This is a genomic window from Segatella copri (assembly GCF_026015625.1).
In the GTDB taxonomy this organism is placed as follows: domain Bacteria; phylum Bacteroidota; class Bacteroidia; order Bacteroidales; family Bacteroidaceae; genus Prevotella; species Prevotella copri_H.
Genome location: NZ_JAPDVG010000001.1, coordinates 3,193,097 through 3,211,772 on the forward strand (window position 1 = coordinate 3,193,097; position 18,676 = coordinate 3,211,772).

11 protein-coding genes and 2 tRNA genes are annotated in these 18,676 nt (G+C 46.1%); 11 read left to right on the forward strand and 2 right to left on the reverse strand.

Translation table 11 applies throughout. The features are described from left to right. Positions 1–103 precede the first annotated feature (103 nt). Positions 104–1,468: a sodium-dependent transporter gene (locus ONT19_RS13245; RefSeq protein ID WP_117692993.1), complete on the forward strand. Its 1,365-nt coding sequence runs from the start codon at positions 104–106 to the stop codon at positions 1,466–1,468. A 94-nt stretch (positions 1,469–1,562) separates the two neighbouring features. Further along, complete coding sequence (locus ONT19_RS13250) at positions 1,563–2,918, forward strand: sodium-dependent transporter (RefSeq protein ID WP_264952162.1); 1,356 nt, start codon at positions 1,563–1,565, stop codon at positions 2,916–2,918. Between the two features lie 36 nt (positions 2,919–2,954). On the opposite strand, the gene ONT19_RS13255 is transcribed toward ONT19_RS13250, so the two are convergent. Both ONT19_RS13255 and ONT19_RS13260 read right to left on the reverse strand, forming a co-directional pair. Then, a complete protein-coding gene (locus ONT19_RS13255) occupies positions 2,955–3,797 on the reverse strand; it encodes a helix-hairpin-helix domain-containing protein (protein WP_259301761.1) in 843 nt (280 codons plus the stop codon). Between the two features lie 122 nt (positions 3,798–3,919). Continuing rightward, a tRNA-Pro gene (locus ONT19_RS13260) sits at positions 3,920–3,995 on the reverse strand. A gap of 155 nt (positions 3,996–4,150) precedes the next feature. Between ONT19_RS13260 and ONT19_RS13265 the strand changes: the two genes are divergently transcribed. From ONT19_RS13265 to ONT19_RS13305, 9 genes are all read left to right on the forward strand, one after another. Then, a tRNA-Phe gene (locus tag ONT19_RS13265) sits at positions 4,151–4,223 on the forward strand. Positions 4,224–4,422: 199 nt separating this feature from the next. Continuing rightward, positions 4,423–4,779: a subtilase gene (locus ONT19_RS13270; RefSeq protein WP_233339072.1), complete on the forward strand. Its 357-nt coding sequence runs from the start codon at positions 4,423–4,425 to the stop codon at positions 4,777–4,779. Positions 4,780–4,797: 18 nt separating this feature from the next. Further along, positions 4,798–7,134 carry a pectate lyase gene (locus tag ONT19_RS13275; RefSeq protein WP_233339071.1) on the forward strand — a complete coding sequence of 779 codons (2,337 nt, stop codon included), beginning with the start codon at positions 4,798–4,800 and terminating at the stop codon, positions 7,132–7,134. A gap of 108 nt (positions 7,135–7,242) precedes the next feature. After that, positions 7,243–8,814, forward strand: a complete 1,572-nt coding sequence (locus ONT19_RS13280) for a pectate lyase family protein (protein WP_233339070.1) — start codon at positions 7,243–7,245, stop codon at positions 8,812–8,814. Between the two features lie 194 nt (positions 8,815–9,008). Next, complete coding sequence (locus ONT19_RS13285; RefSeq protein WP_264952163.1) at positions 9,009–11,975, forward strand: SusC/RagA family TonB-linked outer membrane protein; 2,967 nt, start codon at positions 9,009–9,011, stop codon at positions 11,973–11,975. Positions 11,976–11,993: 18 nt separating this feature from the next. Beyond that, positions 11,994–13,655 carry a RagB/SusD family nutrient uptake outer membrane protein gene (locus ONT19_RS13290; protein WP_264952164.1) on the forward strand — a complete coding sequence of 554 codons (1,662 nt, stop codon included), beginning with the start codon at positions 11,994–11,996 and terminating at the stop codon, positions 13,653–13,655. Between the two features lie 12 nt (positions 13,656–13,667). Next, positions 13,668–15,059 carry a DUF5114 domain-containing protein gene (locus ONT19_RS13295; protein ID WP_264952165.1) on the forward strand — a complete coding sequence of 464 codons (1,392 nt, stop codon included), beginning with the start codon at positions 13,668–13,670 and terminating at the stop codon, positions 15,057–15,059. An 18-nt stretch (positions 15,060–15,077) separates the two neighbouring features. Continuing rightward, positions 15,078–16,163, forward strand: a complete 1,086-nt coding sequence (locus ONT19_RS13300; RefSeq protein WP_264949232.1) for a glycoside hydrolase family 53 protein — start codon at positions 15,078–15,080, stop codon at positions 16,161–16,163. A gap of 17 nt (positions 16,164–16,180) precedes the next feature. Next, on the forward strand, positions 16,181–18,631 hold the full coding sequence (locus ONT19_RS13305) for a glycoside hydrolase family 2 TIM barrel-domain containing protein (protein ID WP_264952166.1): 2,451 nt from the start codon (positions 16,181–16,183) through the stop codon (positions 18,629–18,631). The last annotated feature ends 45 nt before the right edge of the window (positions 18,632–18,676 follow it).

An 18,676-nucleotide genomic window follows, 5' to 3' on the forward strand; every position in this document is an offset into this window, starting at 1 on the left:
ATTTGTGTTTTTGCTTTCAAATAATTCATATATTTCAGAATTATTTTATAATTTTGCACGAAGAAAAATTAAAAAATAAGAAATTAGTAATAGAAAGATAGAAATGACAGATTCAAATAGAGGAAGTTTTGGTAGCAAGATTGGATTGATTCTTGCTACAGCAGGTGGCGCCGTAGGTTTGGGTAACGTATGGCGCTTCCCTTATATGGCTGGTCAGGAAGGTGGCGCAGCCTTTATTCTGGTATACATCGGAAGTGTGCTCCTGTTGGGCATTCCATGTATGATTTCTGAGTTTATCATCGGCCGTCATGGTGCCTCAAATACCGCACGTGCCTATACCAAACTCTCTAATGGTACGGCTTGGAAGTGGGTAGGCTATCTTGAGGTGCTTACCGGTTTCCTGATTACGGGCTATTATGCGGTGGTTTCGGGCTGGTGTCTGCAGTATGTCTATGCCAGCATCATGGGCGAACTGCATGGTGACCCTACCTTTGTGGCGAATTACTTCAAGGAGTTTTCTTCTGATCCTGTGCGTCCGGTTATGTGGACGGTAGCGATATTCCTGATTTGTCATTTCGTGATTATTCATGGTGTGCGCGGCGGTATAGAGAAGGCTTCTAAGGTGATGATGCCTCTCCTGTTCATCCTGCTTTTGATCATTGTGGTAGCAGCTTGTCTGTTGCCGGATGCAGGTAAGGGCGTGGAGTTCCTGTTGAAGCCTGATTTCGGAAAGGTAGACAGAAACGTGTTCCTGAATGCCTTGGGTCAGTCGTTCTATTCTATGAGTATCGGTATGGGCTGTATCTGTACCTATGCCTCTTACTTCAGCCGTCAGACCAATCTCTTCAAGAGTGCTTTGCAGATTTCCATCATCGATTTGCTGGTAGCAGTATTGGCTGGTCTGATGATTTTCCCTGCAGCCTTCTCTGTAGGAGTATCACCGGATAGTGGTCCTTCGCTCATCTTTATCACTTTGCCGAATGTCTTTAATCAGGCGTTTGCATCGTTACCTGTATTGGGATGGATCATCTCGCTGCTTTTCTACGTATTGCTGTCGGTAGCTGCCTTGACCTCGCTGATGTCACTTCATGAGGTGAATACCTCTTTCTTCTACGAGGAGCTGAAGATAGACCGCAAGAAGGGTGCTACCATCGTTACGGTTTCCTGTGCCATCATCGGAGCCTTCTGTTCGCTCTCTTTGGGTGCAACAGATAAGCTTTCGTTCTTCGGAAAGGCGCTGTTCGATTGGTTCGACTTCGTTACGGGTCAGATATTCCTTCCTCTGGGAGGATTCCTTACCTGCCTGTTCCTGGGCTGGTATGTACCTAAGCAGATCGTACAGGATGAGTTTACTAACTGGGGAACCTTGAAGGGCCGTCTCTTCGGTATTTATCTTTTCCTGATTAAGTTCGTTTGTCCTGTCCTCATCTTCCTGGTATTCCTGAACCAGTTTGGTGTCTTCGGATAAAGCATTTGTAATCGGATATAACTATATATAATAAGGTGTAGCATCTGCCGTTTCGTCGGAAAACAACAAACACTACACATTAAAGATTTAGATAATGGAAACAAGAGGAAATTTTGGTAGTAAGTTGGGCGTTATTCTTGCCACAGCCGGCTCGGCAGTCGGTTTGGGTAATGTGTGGCGTTTCCCTTATATGGCAGGTCAGAATGGTGGCGCCGCCTTCATTCTCATCTATTTGGTATGTATCATCCTACTCGGATTGCCTGGCATGATGAGCGAATTCATCATCGGTCGTCATTCCGCTTCTAATGCAGCCCGTGCTTATACCAATCTGGGTAAGCATAAGGCTTGGGGTGCTTTGGGCTTGATGGGTATCATCACTTCTATGATTATCCTGGGTTTCTATGCCGTAGTGGCTGGCTGGTGCCTGCAGTATCTCTATGCCAGTATCATGGGCGGTGTTCATGGCGACGCAGCGTATGTGAAGACCTATTTCCAGACCTTTTCAGCCGATCCTATCCGTCCTACCTTATGGGCTGTAGGCTTTATCCTGCTTACCCACATGGTGGTAGTACGCGGTGTGCGCAATGGTATAGAGAAAGCATCCAAGATTCTGATGCCTATGCTCTTCTTCCTGTTGATTGTGATTGTGATAGCTTCCTGCTCTCTGCCTGGAGCGATGAAGGGAGTGGAGTTCCTGCTGAAGCCGGATTTCTCTAAGGTAGATGAAAACGTGTTGCTCGAAGCGCTGGGACAGGCGTTCTTCTCTTTGAGTATGGGTACGGCATGTCTGTGTACTTATGCCTCTTACTTTAACAGACAGACCAATCTCTTGAAGTCGGCTACTCAGATTGTGACCATTGATACGGTAATCGCCGTATTGGCAGGTTTGATGATCTTCCCTGCAGCCTTCTCGGTAGGTGTGCAGCCAGACAGCGGTCCTTCGCTCATCTTCATTACCTTGCCAAACGTATTTCAGCAGGCTTTCGGTAACATGCCGGTTGTCGGTTATGTGATTTCGGTGTTGTTCTATGCTTTGCTTGTATTGGCAGCCCTGACTTCTACCATCTCGATGCACGAGATAGGTACCGCCTTTATTTATGAGGAGGGTAAGATAAGCCGTGCCAAGGGAGCCTGGTTCGAGACCATCGTTTGCAGCATCATAGCTGTATTCTGTTCGCTCTCTCAGGGTGCCGTACCTGATTTGGGTTTCTTCGGCAAGGATTTCCTGAGCAATTGTGACAACTTTACTGCCCAGCTGCTCATGCCGTTGAGTTCATTCATCACCTGTCTGTTCCTGGGATGGTATGTGCCAAAGAAGATTGTGCGTGATGAGTTTACCAACTGGGGAATCCTGAAGGGAACTCTCTTCCCTGTTTTCCTGTTCACCATCCGTTTTATCTGTCCAATCTGTATTTTCCTTATCTTCCTGCACCAGTTTGGTGTCATTTAGCAAAACCGGCAAACTTGCAGACAGGCTATCTTGCCCCTAGTAGGCAAGATACGGCTTGATTCTTTCTATTTCGGCAGGTGGAAAGTCTTTGAGGAGACGCAGCTCTTCAGCACTTTTCAGCGGACCATGGGTTCTGCGGTAGTTTACGATTTCCTTTGCCTGGTAAAAGTCCAGGTAAGGATGTTTGCGCAGTTCGGCTAAACTGAGCTGGTTGACATTCATTTTCCGGATATGTTTTGCATCAATATTCATATAGTGGAGGGCTGTCTCGGGCACGCCTTCCACTTCTTGTATCTGGCTCATGGAAACGAAACCGCCTAACCGCTCTCTGTAACGGATGATGCTTCTGGCATAGTAAGAGCCTATGCCGGGAATTTTCTGCAGTTCGGTCGTATCAGCAGAATTGATGTTGATATACTGACCTTCTTTCAGTTTCCGTGGATAATTGTATTGGGTAGTATCTTTCTTCCTTTCATCTCTAGTTCTTATAGCTGTCTCTTGATAGCCGTAGTTGTATCTTTCTCTTGGGTAAAAGTTGGCAGCCGGCTGGTAGTCTTTACCAATTCTGATAAAGGGTAGCAGTTTTTCGAATTGCTTCTTGGTTAGTCCGTAAACCCGTGCAAAGTCTCTAGGTGTCCTGAAGATACCTCCTTTATTTCGATATTTGATGATGTTTCTGGCTTGCCATGATTCCAGTCCCAGCCGTTGGAAATCAGATTGGCTTGCCGTATTGGGGTCAAAGGCGAATACTTCGCTCGACTGAAGTCCTTCGTCATAATAGCCTGGCTGTTGCCGTGTGGCATGCCTGATGATACTATCGTTATGGGCTTGTTGCTTTTCTGAGGGCATAGTTTCTTTAGAACCTACAATGAAAATCATTGTGGTACTGACAACGAGCAGGGTCAGGATTACGAGTAATGCTCGCCGTTCATGGTAATTGATATAAAAAAAATCCTTTATAAACTTCATAGGCTTACGGATTTTAAGTCTATATGATTGTTTGGTCGGGATTACTGGACTCGAACCAGCGACCTCATCGTCCCGAACGACGTGCGCTACCAACTGCGCTAAATCCCGATATCTGCTGCAAAGGTACATTAAATAATGGACAACACCAACAAAAATAGACTTTTTTATCTTTTTTTGAAAGAAATTTCCCGAAAAATTTGCAGGAACCAGAAAAAAGTATTACCTTTGCACCCGCAAATGATAAATCGCGATTTGTAAAAGTTGGTGCCATAGCTCAGTTGGTAGAGCAAAGGACTGAAAATCCTTGTGTCCCCGGTTCGATTCCTGGTGGTACCACTTCTTTATGAGACTGAATCTTCGTAACAGGATTCAGTCTTTTTTTATGCCTTTTTTATAATACTCCATTTTACACTTATGAAAACGTTTGCGTATGAAAAATGCGCCAGGATGTTTTATAATAGCTATTTTTTCACTACTTTTGCATTGTAAAATTCAAAAACAAACCAAAAAATAAATCTAACAAACATTCATTAAAATGAAAAAAGCTTATTTGTTATTCTTGGCTGGAATGTTGTCTACGGCAGTATTTGCCGGCAGCAAACAGACGGTTAAGATTGATGGTCAAGTCATAGACAAGACTGTCACAGAGATTACCTTCGATGGCGACAATGTCGTTCTTCAGTATTCAGATAATACATCTGATCAGGCAGATATGTCGCTCGTAACCCTTTCTTTCACTTATCAAACTACCGGCATCAGTCAGGTAGAAGGCATTAAGCAGGCATTGCAAGGTAAGGTTTATAACCTTCAGGGCCAGTGTGTAGGTAAATCCCCTAAGGGTTTATCTAAGGGTGTTTATATTATTAATGGTAAGAAAGTAATCATCAAATAAAATAAGGAGGATTGAACAATGAAGAAAATGGTATTTACTTTGGCACTCCTCCTGATGAGCTTGAGTGCAGCTGTGGCTCAGACAGGGACATTTAAGATTACCCATGCCGTGGCTCGTAACAGCAAGGTGAACCAGATGTATGTTACCACCAAGTCGGGTGATGTGAAGTATTATAATACTGCAGACTTGACAAGTGTGAAGTTCGAAGGTGACAAGGCAATCATTGCACCTAAATCAGGTTCAGAGAATGATGAGTATGATGCTTCTGTTCAGAAAATCAGTTTCGCAAAGAAAGTAGAGCAGGGCGAAAGTGGTGATATTGAAAATCCTGCAGGTGTGATTCAGATTACTGAGGCAAAGGGCTGGCAGGAGTCTGCCTACTTGAAGTGGGCTCCATTCGAGGGCGCTTCTTCTTATAATGTATATGTAGATGACAAGAAGATTGATGCTCAGTTGATTCGTCAGTATGCTTCTTACTATCGTGCCGATGTTCTCGGTTTGAAGGAAGGTACTTATTCTGTAAAGGTTGTTCCTGTAAATGCTGACGGTAAAGAGATTACTGGTGCCAATACAGCTTCTAACTTGGTAGTAAAGAGCTACAACCGTGAGGGCTTTGCTCATTTCAAGTATGCTGGTGTAGGTGCTTATAATAATGATGGTACTTTGAAGGCTGGTGCTAAGGTTCTGTATATTACAGCCAAGACGGCCAAGACTGTTTCTACAACAGTTAATACGGGTAAGCTTGAGACGATTACAGGTCTTCAGTCTATTATTGATGCTTATTCAAAAGGTAAGGATAAAACCCCAATCGCCTTCCGTATCATCGGTAAGGTAAATCTTTCTGATTTGGATCACATTTCAAGTTCTGCTGAAGGATTGCAGATTAAGGGAGCTATGATGAATATGACATTCGAAGGTGTCGGTGATGATGCTACCGTATATGGCTTCGGCTTCTTGCTTAGAGAGGCTGAGAGTGTAGAGTTCCGTAACTTTGCTATCATGCGTTGCCTGGATGATGCCATGTCTCTTGATACTAAAAACTCTCATGTATGGATTCACAATATGGATCTCTTCTATGGCAAGAAGGGTAGTGCTGCCGACCAGGCTAAGGGTGACGGTACTGTAGACATCAAGGGCGATTCTAAGTATGTTACTGTAGCTTACAACCGCTTCTGGGATAATGGTAAGGCTTCTATGTGTGGTATGAAGAGTGAAACTGGTGAAAACTGGATTACTTATCATCACAACTGGTTCGACCATTCAGACTCTCGTATGGCTCGCGTTCGTACCATGAGTGTTCACATGTACAACAACTACTATCAGCATTGTGATGTTTATGGTATTGGTGCAACCAGTGGTTCAAGTATATTCATGGAGTCAAACTACTTTGATGCTGTTAAGCGTCCTATCATGAGCTCTTTGCAGGGTACTGATGCCAAGGGTGATGGTACTTTCTCTGGTGAGAAAGGTGGTTTGATTAAGGCATACGGCAATGTATTTACCAACAAGCCTGATAACTTCAGCTATATCCCATACGCAGAAAACAATACAAGCTTTGATGCTTACGAGGTTTCTGATCCAAGTGAGCAGGTTCCTGCAAGCGTAAAGACTTTGGTAGGTGGTACTTCTTACAACAATTTCGATACCAACTCAAGCCTCATGTATGCATACGCTGCAGATAAGGCAGAAGATGTTCCTTCTATCGTAGAAGGCTTCTATGGTGCAGGTCGTTTGAATCATGGCGATATTGATTTCGCTATTCCTGATGAAACAGTCGTAACAAATGGTCACCAGCAGCCATGGCCTGCTTTGGCAAGCATTCTTGACGCTTATACTTCTGGTGTTGTTAAAGTGTTCGGTGAGAGCAATGCAACAGGCGAAGGTGGTTCTACTGAAGGTGGAAGCACTGGTGGTGAGACTGGTGGTTCTGGCGAAGGTGGTAGCACTGGCGGCTCTACTGGTGGTTCAGAAGGTGGCAGCACAGTAACTCCTATCGAGGGTACAGTAACTTGCTCATTTGCTGGAGGTAAGGCTTCTAATAGTAGCTTTACTGTAGCGGGAAACTTTAAAAATAGTACAACTGGGGTAACTGTAGATGGAAATACTTATAATGATTACCTCAAATTAGAATCTTCTGCAGGTACAGTATCTTTTAAGACAACAGCAAAAATGCAGATGACTTGTTATACTGGTGATACAAAGGCAAAATTAAAGATTGATGGTGCTGATGTTACTGGTGATACAACCAAGGGCGTTGTTACTGTAACTCTTGAGGTAGGTGATCATTCTATAGCCAAGGCTGGTTCTGGTTCTAAGTCTTTATATCTCATCAAACTTGTACCTGTAACAGAATAATGAATGTGTTTTGCCCGATGAGGGAAGGATGTATACAATAATTTCAAGGGCTGTCTTTTCTTGAAGAGGACAGCCCTTTTTTAGAAACAAAAACTAATCTTATCTAAAATGAAACAAACAAACTCTACTTTTTCTGCACAGCTTAAGGCTGTTTGTCGTAAAACTCTCTTGGCTTCTGCTTTGCTTTGTAGCTTCTCTATGATGGCAAATGCACAGACCCAGGATGGTCGTGACTTCTCTTTGGATGGCTTCGCTGCCTATGAAGGTACTCCTGGTACCAACTGGTATCGTGTCGGAGGAACTACCGGTGGTGCCGGTGGTAAGGTGGTGAAGGCTGACAACTTCTCTCAATTGCAGGCCTATCTCCAGGCAGCAGACCCATACATTGTTATCGTAGATCATGATATTACTACAGGCATCAAGTGCTATGTGGATGATCTGAGTACCGGTCGTTTGCTTGACGACCAGAGTGGTAAGTCTGGCGTAGAGTCTGTCTATGGCGAGCGCATTATGGTTGCTCCTAACAAGACTTTGATTGGCGTGGTGAACCCAACAACAGGTGAGGCTCCTCTCTTTTCTCATATCACCTTCGTGATGCAGTCGGTTGATAACATTATTATCCGTAACTGCCGTTTCACCATGAAGGGCGTTCCTGTGCTCAGAACAGGTGAGAATAAGATTGTGGCTTGGCGTAATGGAGCACAGGTAGAAGTGGGCGACCCTGACTGCATCGGAATCCAGGCAGATAAGGTGAGTGCCAAGACCGACTGGGGTGGACATATCTGGATAGACCATTGTGAATTCTTCAATGGTGGTGCAGCCAATAAAGACCGCTATGATGGTTTGCTCGACTGCAAGAACAATGTGCAGTGGATGACATTCAGCTATAACTATTTCCACGACCATGACAAGAGCTGCTTGTGGGGTAAGGGTGATTCAGATGTTTATGAGAACTGTCGCACCATCTCTTTCCATCATAATTTCTTTGATCAGATAGAAGGCTCCCGTCTTCCTCTCCAGCGTGGTGGTCATGTACATTATTATAATAACTATATGCGTGGTTGCGAGGATGGTTGGGATATCCGTACAGGAGCTGTGGCATACGAAGAAGGTTGCTATTTCGAAGATACGAAGTCGCCTATCCGCTCAGATAGAGGTGGTAGCTTGAATATCTCTAAGGCTGAAGGCTATGATTGTATCTACAAGGGCTGTAACAACTTGATGGAAGGTTATGCCAATATTGATGGCGCTAAGATTAGCAAGTCTTTTCCTGTAACCAAGACAGATTGGGTTCCTACTCAAACCACATCCTCTTACACCCAGCATTATCTCGACAAGACGGTAGATGTTCCTGCCATCTGCGAGAAGTATTCTGGCGCAGGTAAGGTAGAAATCTGGAAGGCTTATACCTCTGCAATTCCTATGGTGGATGTGTCTGAATTCGATCATGCCATCAAGAATTACAGCACAGCTAAGACCTACGATGCAGAAGGAAAGGAAATGACAGGTGCTACAACCGGTATTTCCCATACCGACATGTTAGCAGAAACCGGCTCCTCTCGCATCGAGTATTATGATTTGGCTGGTTCCCGTCTTTCTGCACCTCAGAAGGGAATCAATATCGTCAGGAAGGTGAGCCTTGATGGACATGTAAGCGTGAAGAAGGTAATTATCAGGTGAGAATCCGATAAAGATTCCTGCCTCTTTAATGAAAAAACGGACAAAAGCTAGATAAAGATTTGCTTTTGTCCGTTTTTTCTTTATTTTTGTCTTAAATCTATCTGCTGTTTTCTTCTTTTTTCTCTACTTTTGCAACTGAAAACAATTTTAAACGCAAACTCATTTAAACGTAAACGCAACCTAAAAGTAAAACAATGAAAGCAATCCAGAATTTAGCAAAGAGAAGTTTGCTTCTCGTGGCATTGTTCGTCATCGGATGTCTGCAACTCATGGCGCAGACAAGAACCATCAAAGGTGAGGTGACTGATGCGCAGAATGGTGAGGCTCTGATTGGCGCCACTGTCATGGTGGAAGGCGAAAAGGGCGGTACAGTTACTGATTTTGACGGTAACTTCAGTCTTCAGGTATCTTCTTCAGCCAAGAAGATCAAGGTATCTTATATCGGTTATATTGATAAGGTACTTTCTATCTCAGACAATATGAAGGTGAAACTCGAATCCGACAGCAAGGCGCTGGCTGATGTCGTGGTCATCGGATATGGTACGGCAAGAAAGAGTGACCTGACAGGTTCCGTAGCTACCGTGAAATCGAAGGACTTTAATAAAGGTCTCGTTTCTTCTCCAGAACAGTTGATCAACGGTAAGGTTTCGGGTGTACAGATTATGTCCAACAGTGGTTCTGCCTCTGCCGGCAGTACCATCCGTGTGCGTGGTGGTGCATCTCTTAATGCCAGTAACGACCCTCTTATCGTGCTCGATGGTGTGCCATTGGAGCAGGGGGGTATTTCGGGTAACAGCAGCAACTTCCTCAGCATGATCAACCCTTCTGATATCGAGAGCATGACTGTATTGAAGGATGCTTCTTCTACAGCCATCTATGGTTCCCGTGCATCTAACGGTGTCATCATCATTACCACCAAGAAGGGACAGCAGGGTGCTGTAAAGGTGAACTTCAATACCACCAACAGTTTGCAGACCCGTGCGCAGATGGTAGATATGCTGAGCCGTGATGAATTCGTGAATGTCATCAACCAGTTTGGTACAGATAACCAAAAGTCATTGCTCGGTACAGCCAATACCGATTGGAACGATGAGGTTTACCGCACAGCCTTCGGTACAGATAATAACCTCAGCGTGAGCGGCAGCATCGACAAGTGGTTGCCATTCCGAGTGTCTGTAGGCTATTACAACCAGAGCGGTCTGGTTCGCAAGGACAATGTAGAGCGCTGGACAGGTAACGTTGTATTGACTCCTAGCTTCTTCCAGGATCACCTGAAGTTGACCATCAACGCCAAGGGAACGCTTAATAACAACTCATTCAATAATGGTGGCGCTGTATGGGCAGCTGCCACATTCAACCCAACCATCCCGGTTTATTCCGGCAACGACAAATATGGTGGCTATAATGAGGCACTCGATGCTGATGGCTATCCAGTGAATGCCGGTGTAAGAAACCCTCGCGGTCTGGTTGATCTGTATGATTCAAAGAGTAAGGTAAGCCGCTTCATCGGTTCTATGGATGTAGATTACAAGGTTCACTTCCTGCCAGACCTCAAGCTCCATGCTACCGTGGGTGCTGACTATGCCAAGGGCGACGGAACCGTTTATGTTCCTGTCTACGCAGCACAGAGCTACAACAAGGATGAGTCTTTGGGCGGTAGCGATTACAAGTATGGTCCTCAGAAGAACGAGAACCGCTTGCTTACCCTCTATGCCAACTATGCAAAGTATTTCGAAGATATCAAGAGTAATGTAGATCTGACAGCCGGTTACGACTACCAGTACTGGAAGAGTACTACACCTCTTTATTATACCAAAAGTGCGGCAGGCACAAACCTGTCAACCGTAAAGGCTTCAGATTACCGTCATGTAATGTTGTCATATTACGGACGTATCAACTATTCATTCGATGGAAAGTATCTCCTGACGGCTACCGTTCGTCGAGACGCATCTTCCCGTTTCTCTAAGGATACCCGTTGGGGTACTTTCCCATCTGTTGCTTTGGGCTGGACTTTGACAGAAGAGCCTTGGTTGAAGAACCAGAAGGTACTTTCTAACTTGAAACTCCGTGCCAGCTATGGTGTTACCGGTCAGCAGGAAGGTATCGGCAACTACAACTATCTGCCGGTTTATACCTACAGCGTGACAGGTGCCGAAGCATTCATCAACGGACAGTATATCAATACTTACCGTCCTGAGGCATACGTATCAGACTTGAAGTGGGAGACTACAACCTCCTGGAACTTCGGTCTCGATTTCGGATTCCTGGATGGCCGTATCGGTGGTGCCATCGATTTCTATACCCGTAAGACCAAGGACCTGTTGGCATCAGTACCAACAGCAGCAGGTACCAACTTCTCAAAGACTATCCTTACCAACGTAGGTAATGTGGACAGCAAGGGTATTGAGGTTTCTCTGAATGCAACCCCTATCCAGACCAAGGACTGGGAGTGGAACCTGAGCTATAACTTTACCTGGCAGAACATGAAGGTGAAGAACCTTTCATTGATAAAGGGTGGAAGCCAGACCAACGTGAAGGTAGGTCCATCTATCGATGCTTACCAGTTCCAGGTACTCTCTGAGGGATATGAGCCATACATGTTCTATGTGTATCATCAGCTCTACGACTCAAAGACAGGCAAGCCTATCGAGGGTGCTTATGCCGATTTGAACAATGATGGCGAAATCAATGAGTCAGATCTCTACCGCTATCATTCTCCAGCCCCTAAGTACATCATGGGCTTGAGTACATCTTTGAGATACAAGCAGCTGACACTCGGTATGAGTTTCCGTGCCAACATCGACAACTATGTATACAACGGCATGGGTATGAGTACAGGTGCTTTTGAGACCGTAAGCTACAACAACTCACAACTCAACAACCTCAATACCAGCTTCCTGAAGACAGGTTTCAAGACCCGTCAGTATCTCTCTGATTACTACGTAGAGAATGCTTCGTTCCTGAAACTCGACAACCTGAGTTTGAGTTACAATGTAGGTAAGATCAACAAGTGGGCTTCGCTCACCGTATCTGCGATGGTACAGAATGTATTCACCATCACCGGTTACTCAGGTACAGATCCTGAGGTGCCAAACGGAATGGACAACTCATTCTATCCACGTCCTCGCACTTACTCAGTAAGCCTCGGACTTCAGTTCTAACAATCAAAACAGATAACAATGAAACTTAAGAATATATTATATAGTATGATGATGGGAACAGCGGTGCTGACAGGCACTACCAGCTGTGTTTCCGATCTTGACCAATATCCTCATACAGAGACAACCTCTAAGGATGTTTATACCTCGCTTGCCAATTATGAGGCTGTGCTGGGTAAGATTTACGCTGCCATGGTGACTAGCGGTCAGGGCAAGGGCGGCGATAATAAGGATATGGAATCCGTATTGAACGCCGGCAGTGGTTTCGATTACATGCGTATGTTTATCAATATGCAGGAGTGTGGTACCGATGAATTTGCCTCTACCTGGCTGACAGGTGAGCAGACCACCGGCCTGACCTATCTTTCATGGGATGCCAACGATGCGTGGGTATCAGATATGTATTATCGTATCTACTACAACATCGCCCTTTGCAACGAGTTCCTGCGCAATGCCAATAATGCCAATTTCTCGGGTGCTGATGCAGAGAAGATGAAGGAGTATAAGGCAGAAGTCCGCTTCATGCGCGCTCTGTTCTATTACCATGCCCTCGATTTCTATCGCAACATTCCGATGGTGACAGAGAACGACCCTGTGGGCAGCTACATTCCTCCTCGTTATACTCCTCAGCAGACATTCGATTATATCGAGAGCGAGTTGAAGGATTGTGTAGGTGATATGCTTCCTGCATCCACCTGTCCTTACGGTCAGGCTTCTCAGGGTGCTGCCTATACCTTGCTTGCCAAGCTTTATCTGAACAGCGAGGTTTATACCGGCGTTGCCAAGTATGCCGAGTGCATGGAGGCTTGTAAGAAGGTGATGGATATGGGCTACTCTTTGGAGTCTGATTACAGCAAGCTCTTCAATGCTGATAACGACAAGCGTACCAACGAAATTATCTTCGCCTTGCCAGTAAGTGCAGAGCATACAGTAAGCTGGGGTTCTTCCACTTACTTGGTGTGTGGACAGTTGAGTATGTCGAATGCCAACCAGAATGTTGCCGATTTCGGTGCTACCAGTGGCTGGAGCGAGTTCCGTCTCCGTCCTGAGTTCGTGGATAAGTTTACCCAGACCGATATTGATGGAGGTGGCGACAAGCGCTGCAAGTTCTTCACCAATGGTCAGAGCAAGGATGTAACCAACATGACCGATGAAACCACCGGTTATCTCTCAGAGAAATGGAGTAATCTGAAGGATGATGGTACTACAGCATCTAATACTGCTGATGCAGGTGTAGAAACCGATTTCCCTCTCTTCCGTTTGGCAGATGTTTATCTGATGTATGCCGAGTGCGTGGTTCGTCTGCATAATGACTGGGATAACTGGGGTGGTGGTAGTGATGCTACAGATCCAACCGTGATTGCTTCTCGCAAGCAGGGTGCTATCTATTGGATCAACCAGCTTCGTGAGCGCTCTCATGCTTCTGATGTATGGGCAAGCAACTTTGCTGATGACGATGCCTTCCTCCAGTTCATCCTCGATGAGCGTGCCCGTGAACTCTATCATGAAGGTTATCGCCGTACCGACCTGATTCGCTATGGTCAGTTTACTACTAATAAGTACATCTGGCAGTGGAAGGGTGGTGTCCACGACGGACAGGCAGTGGATAGCAAGTACAACATCTATCCAATCCCTAACACCGAGCTTACCGCAAATCCAAATCTTCATAACGACAACTATTAATAGGATAAAAGAATGAAAAAGATATTTAGAAACTTGATGATGCTTCTCTGCGCACTCACCGCCCTGGTGAGTTGCGACGAGAGTGGCGACAAGATATATCTGGATGGCTTCAAGGCATCCGATCTGATGGCATCGGCATCCGATGTGAAGCTGTCTGTAGATAACAGTAAGGACGTTGTCCTCTCGTTGGCTTGGCAGAATCCTACCTTGTTTTCGAACGATGAAACCAAGCCTGCGGGCAGCGGAGTGTTGAAGACTTATCTGCAGGCATCCGCCTCAGAAGATTTCGCATCAGTAAAGGAATACACCGTAACCGACCTTTCCAAGGCTTTCACCGGTGCTGATCTCAATGCTGCAGCCAAGGATCTCGGCTTGTCTCCTGATGTGAGTTCACCTCTTTATTTCCGTATCAAGAGTCAGATGGGTGCCAATCTTGATGCCGCTTACAGCAATGTCTGCCAGGTAAAGGTTACTCCATACCTCATTGATATGAGCTACATCAATATCCTGAATGAGAAAAAGGATCAAGTTCTGACCAAACTCTATTCTCCTAATTCTGATGGAGTTTATTCTGGCTATATGAATGCCTCTTCTTGGTTCCATATCTGGGGTAAGGAAAATGATGGTACCATTTGGGGTAATGTAGGACAGGATAACCATGTGTACGAAATGGATAATACTGAGTCTGCATGGAACATCTGGTTCCCAGGTCAGACAGGTATTTATTATACAGTTCTTGATACAAAAGCTAAGGAACTTAAGCCAACTTACATCAAGTCGATGCAGTTGAATGGTGAAGATATGACCTATGATGCTCCTAACTATGCTTGGACCAAGGTGATTACAACCGCAGCCGATAATACTCCAATTAGCATCGTAGCAACAGGTGCAGAGTACAGCAAGGATACAGGTACAGAAGATGCTGCAGCTGTGGTGAAGACCATGAACTATACTTTGGCTGATGGCAAAATGACAGATGCTGCAACAGCTGGAAGTGTAAATATTGCCAAGGCTGGTACTTATACCGTAACCGTGAAAGTTGGTGAGCACAGCCAGCTGGAATACACCATCGTTGAGGGCGACCAGACAACTCCAGAGCCAGAGGTTAGCAATACCCTCTGTATGTTCTCTAAGGATGGTAACACCCTTCTTGCCGTGATGAACAAGGTGAGTGATGGCGTTTATACCTGCAAGTACAAGCCAACAGCTTGGGAGAATTTCCGGTTTATCTTCGTAGGTGAAAACAAGGACGACAAGCAGACTTGGTATGGTTCTGATCCAAGCGATCTTTTTAAATTGTCAACAGCTAGTGACTGTTGGGACATTTGGTTCAAGGATGATGTAACTGGTGGTGAAGTTACCGTTACCGCTGACCTCAACACCATGACATGGAAATATGAATAATTAATAAGAAAAATAGCAATGAAGAATATTTTAGGAAAAGCCATATTGCTGGCTTCAGCACTCTTGTTTTCTATTACAGGAACAAGTTGCAGCAATGATGATAATACCACTCCCGAAAAGGAGAAGACATACGATATGAGTGGCTTCGCCAAGGGCGCCGATGTAAGTTGGCTCACAGAGATGGAGAAGGATGGTGTGAAATTCTATAATCAGAATGGCAAGGCAACAGAATGCATGAAGCTCCTTCGCGAAGAGGGAACCAATTCCATCCGTCTGCGTGTCTGGGTAAATCCGGAAGGTGGCTGGTGTGGCAAGGATGATGTCATCGCCAAGGCTTGGCGTGCTCAGCAGCTCGGCTTCCGTCTGATGATTGACTTCCACTATTCTGATACCTGGGCTGACCCGGGCAACCAGAAAGTTCCTGCTGCATGGCAGGGCTATACTGCCGAACAGATGAAACAGGCTGTGGCTGATCATACCAAGGATGTATTGACAGCCTTGAAGGATAGAGGTGTAACCAACGTAGAGTGGGTGCAGGTGGGTAATGAAACCCGCGACGGAATGCTCTGGAATAGCGATGAGGCTGTAACCGGTCAGGTATCTAAGAATGCAGCCAATTTTGCTGCTTATATCAACGCCGGTTATGATGCTGTAAAGGAAGTTTATCCTAAGGCAAAAGTCATCGTGCATGTAGATAAGGGTCAGGACCTCGGTGGACTTACCTGGCTCTACGATAAGCTGAAGGACAATGGTGGAAAGTGGGATGTCATCGGACTGTCTCTTTATCCGGAAGATGATAACTGGCAGAGTTATGCAGAGAGTTGTCTCTCTAACATCCAGACTCTTTCTTCCAAGTATGGCAAGGACGTCATCATCTCTGAAATCGGTATGTGGTGGGGTTCTGAGCAGGCTGCGCCATTGATGAAGAAGATGGTGGATGGCTGTAAGAAGATTTCTACCTGCGAGGGTATCTTCTATTGGGAACCGGAAGTTTACAACAACTGGAAACCAGCCAACTATATCACTCTGGGTTGGGATGCATATACCAAGGGAGCCTTCGACAACAGCGGCAAACCAACTGCCGTATTTGATGCATATAAATAAGAATATTAAATAGCAATATGATCAAGAGAAGCATTACTTTCATGACTCTTGCCCTGGCACTCACAACGCTGTGCCAGGCGCAGAGCAGAAAGGTTATCAACCTGCCTTCATGGGACTTCTCCCGTGATGGCAAGGCGTGGCAGCAGGTAGCTGTTCCGCACGATTGGGCTATCTCGGGACCTTTCGATAAGAAATGGGACCTGCAGATGGTGGCCATCGAGCAGAATGGCGAAACCGAAAAGACCGAGAAGTCGGGACGTTCTGGTGCGCTGCCTTGGATAGGTGAGGGTATGTATAAGATGAACTGGACGGCTCCTAAGGGCTATAAGCGTGCCGTACTCGTCTTCGACGGTGCCATGAGCCAGCCTGTTGTCAGCGTCAATGGCAAGGAGGCAGGCAAGTGGGCTTACGGCTACAATGCCTTCCGCATCGACATCACACCTTTCATCAAGTTTGGTAAGAGTAATCTCATCGAGGTACATCTTAATAATGTAGAGGAGAGCAGTCGTTGGTATCCGGGAGGCGGCCTTTACCGTCCGGTTTCCGTAGAACTCTATGGCAACGAGAACTTCTCTACCTGGGATACCTTCGTCCGTACCCTGAAGGCTGATAAGCAGGAAGCTGAAGTAGAAGTAAATGCACTGCTGGAAGGAAAGACTGGTAAGTCGGGCAAGACCGTCATAGCCCTGTTGGATAAGGCTGGCGAGAAGGTTGCCGAGCAGACAGTCACAGGTGCCAATCCTGAAATCAAGACTACTCTGAAGGTAGCGAATCCTCATCTCTGGTCTCCGGAATCTCCTTACCTCTATCAGGTAAAACTTACCCGATATGAAGGAAAGAAGGTGGCTGATGTGCAGACCCTGAAGACCGGTATCCGTACCATTGCCGTATCCAAGGATTATGGTTTCCAGCTCAATGGCGTTACCCGAAAGCTGAAGGGCGTCTGTCTGCACCACGACCTCGGTCCATTGGGTGCAGCAGAGAACAAGGCAGCTCTTATCCGTCAGATCAAGATGATGAAGCAGATGGGTTGCGACGCCATCCGTACTGCCCACAACATGCCTTCTACCATGCAGATGGAAATCTGCGATTCCCTCGGTATGATGGTGATGGCAGAGAGTTTCGATATGTGGATTTATCCTAAATGCAAGAACGGCTATGCCAAGTTCTTCAAGGAGTGGAGCGATAAGGATATCACCAATCTGGTAAAGCACCACCGCAACCATCCTAGCATCGTGATGTGGAGCATCGGTAACGAGATTCCTGAACAGTGGAGCAAGGAGGGTGTGCAGATTGCTAAGCGTCTGCAGGATATCTGTCATCAGTACGACCCATCCCGCCCTGTAACCCAGGGTATGGATAAGGCAGAAGATGCCTTGAAGAGCGGCTTTGCCCAGACCATGGATGTACCGGGCTTCAACTATCGCGTACATAAATATTATAAGAATATCGAGCAGTTGCCTCAGGGATTCCTCCTCGGTTCTGAAACCGCCTCTACGGTCAGTTCCCGTGGCGTATACAAGTTCCCGGTAGTGGTAAGTGATAAGGCTACCTATCCTGATGGTCAGTGCTCAAGCTATGATACCGAATACTGTTCCTGGAGCAATCTTCCTGATGATGACTGGAAGATGCAGGATGACTACAGTTGGGTAATCGGTGAGTTTGTATGGACCGGTTACGACTATCTGGGCGAGCCGACTCCTTACGATACCTACTGGCCAAGTCGCAGCAGTTACTTCGGCATCTGCGACCTTGCCGGACTTCCAAAGGACCGCTACTATATGTATCGTGCCCGCTGGAACGAGCAGCAGCATACTACCCATCTTCTTCCTCACTGGAACTGGAAGGGTAGAGAAGGACAGGTTACCCCTGTATATTGCTATACCGATGGTGTGGAAGGCGAGCTTTTCGTCAACGGCAATAGTCAGGGCAGAGTGCGCAAGGACAAGTCAAGCCGTCTGGACCGCTACCGTCTGCGCTGGAACAATGTGAAGTATGAACCGGGTGAGATTCGCGTGGTTACTTACAACCAGTATGGCGAAAAGGTTGGTGAGGACGTGAAGCGTACTGCCGGCGAGCCTGCACAGATGAAGTTCAGCGTAGAAACACCTGATCATGAGCCTGTTGCCTGCATGGTAGAAGGCTGTACCGATGAGCACAATGTGCTTTTGAATGCCGATGGCAACGATCTTGCCTTCATCACCGTGAGTCTGCAGGATAAGGACGGCAATGAATGTCCGCTTGCCGATGACGAACTGACCTTCGAGGTGAGTGGTGCCGGCACTTTCAAGGCAGCCTGCAACGGCGATGCCACATCGCTCGAACCGTTCACCCAGCCACAGATGAAACTCTTCTCCGGCAAACTCGTAGTCATCGTACAGAGCAGCAAGCAGAAGGGCGACATCATCCTGAAGGTAAAAGACAGCAAGCGAAATATCGAAAAGTCGATTACGCTCCAGGCAATATAAGAAGACTGAGACAGATTTCAGTTGGTTATAAAGTATATAGTTTAT

Excerpts from the sequence above, each read along its gene's own strand:
- ONT19_RS13245 (WP_117692993.1), top strand. The coding sequence starts at position 104 with ATGACAGATTCAAATAGAGGAAGTTTTGGTAGCAAGATTGGATTGATT.
- ONT19_RS13250 (WP_264952162.1), top strand. The coding sequence starts at position 1,563 with ATGGAAACAAGAGGAAATTTTGGTAGTAAGTTGGGCGTTATTCTTGCC.
- ONT19_RS13255 (WP_259301761.1), bottom strand. The coding sequence starts at position 3,797 with ATGATTTTCATTGTAGGTTCTAAAGAAACTATGCCCTCAGAAAAGCAA.
- ONT19_RS13270 (WP_233339072.1), top strand. The coding sequence starts at position 4,423 with ATGAAAAAAGCTTATTTGTTATTCTTGGCTGGAATGTTGTCTACGGCA.
- ONT19_RS13275 (WP_233339071.1), top strand. The coding sequence starts at position 4,798 with ATGAAGAAAATGGTATTTACTTTGGCACTCCTCCTGATGAGCTTGAGT.
- ONT19_RS13280 (WP_233339070.1), top strand. The coding sequence starts at position 7,243 with ATGAAACAAACAAACTCTACTTTTTCTGCACAGCTTAAGGCTGTTTGT.
- ONT19_RS13285 (WP_264952163.1), top strand. The coding sequence starts at position 9,009 with ATGAAAGCAATCCAGAATTTAGCAAAGAGAAGTTTGCTTCTCGTGGCA.
- ONT19_RS13290 (WP_264952164.1), top strand. The coding sequence starts at position 11,994 with ATGAAACTTAAGAATATATTATATAGTATGATGATGGGAACAGCGGTG.
- ONT19_RS13295 (WP_264952165.1), top strand. The coding sequence starts at position 13,668 with ATGAAAAAGATATTTAGAAACTTGATGATGCTTCTCTGCGCACTCACC.
- ONT19_RS13300 (WP_264949232.1), top strand. The coding sequence starts at position 15,078 with ATGAAGAATATTTTAGGAAAAGCCATATTGCTGGCTTCAGCACTCTTG.
- ONT19_RS13305 (WP_264952166.1), top strand. The coding sequence starts at position 16,181 with ATGATCAAGAGAAGCATTACTTTCATGACTCTTGCCCTGGCACTCACA.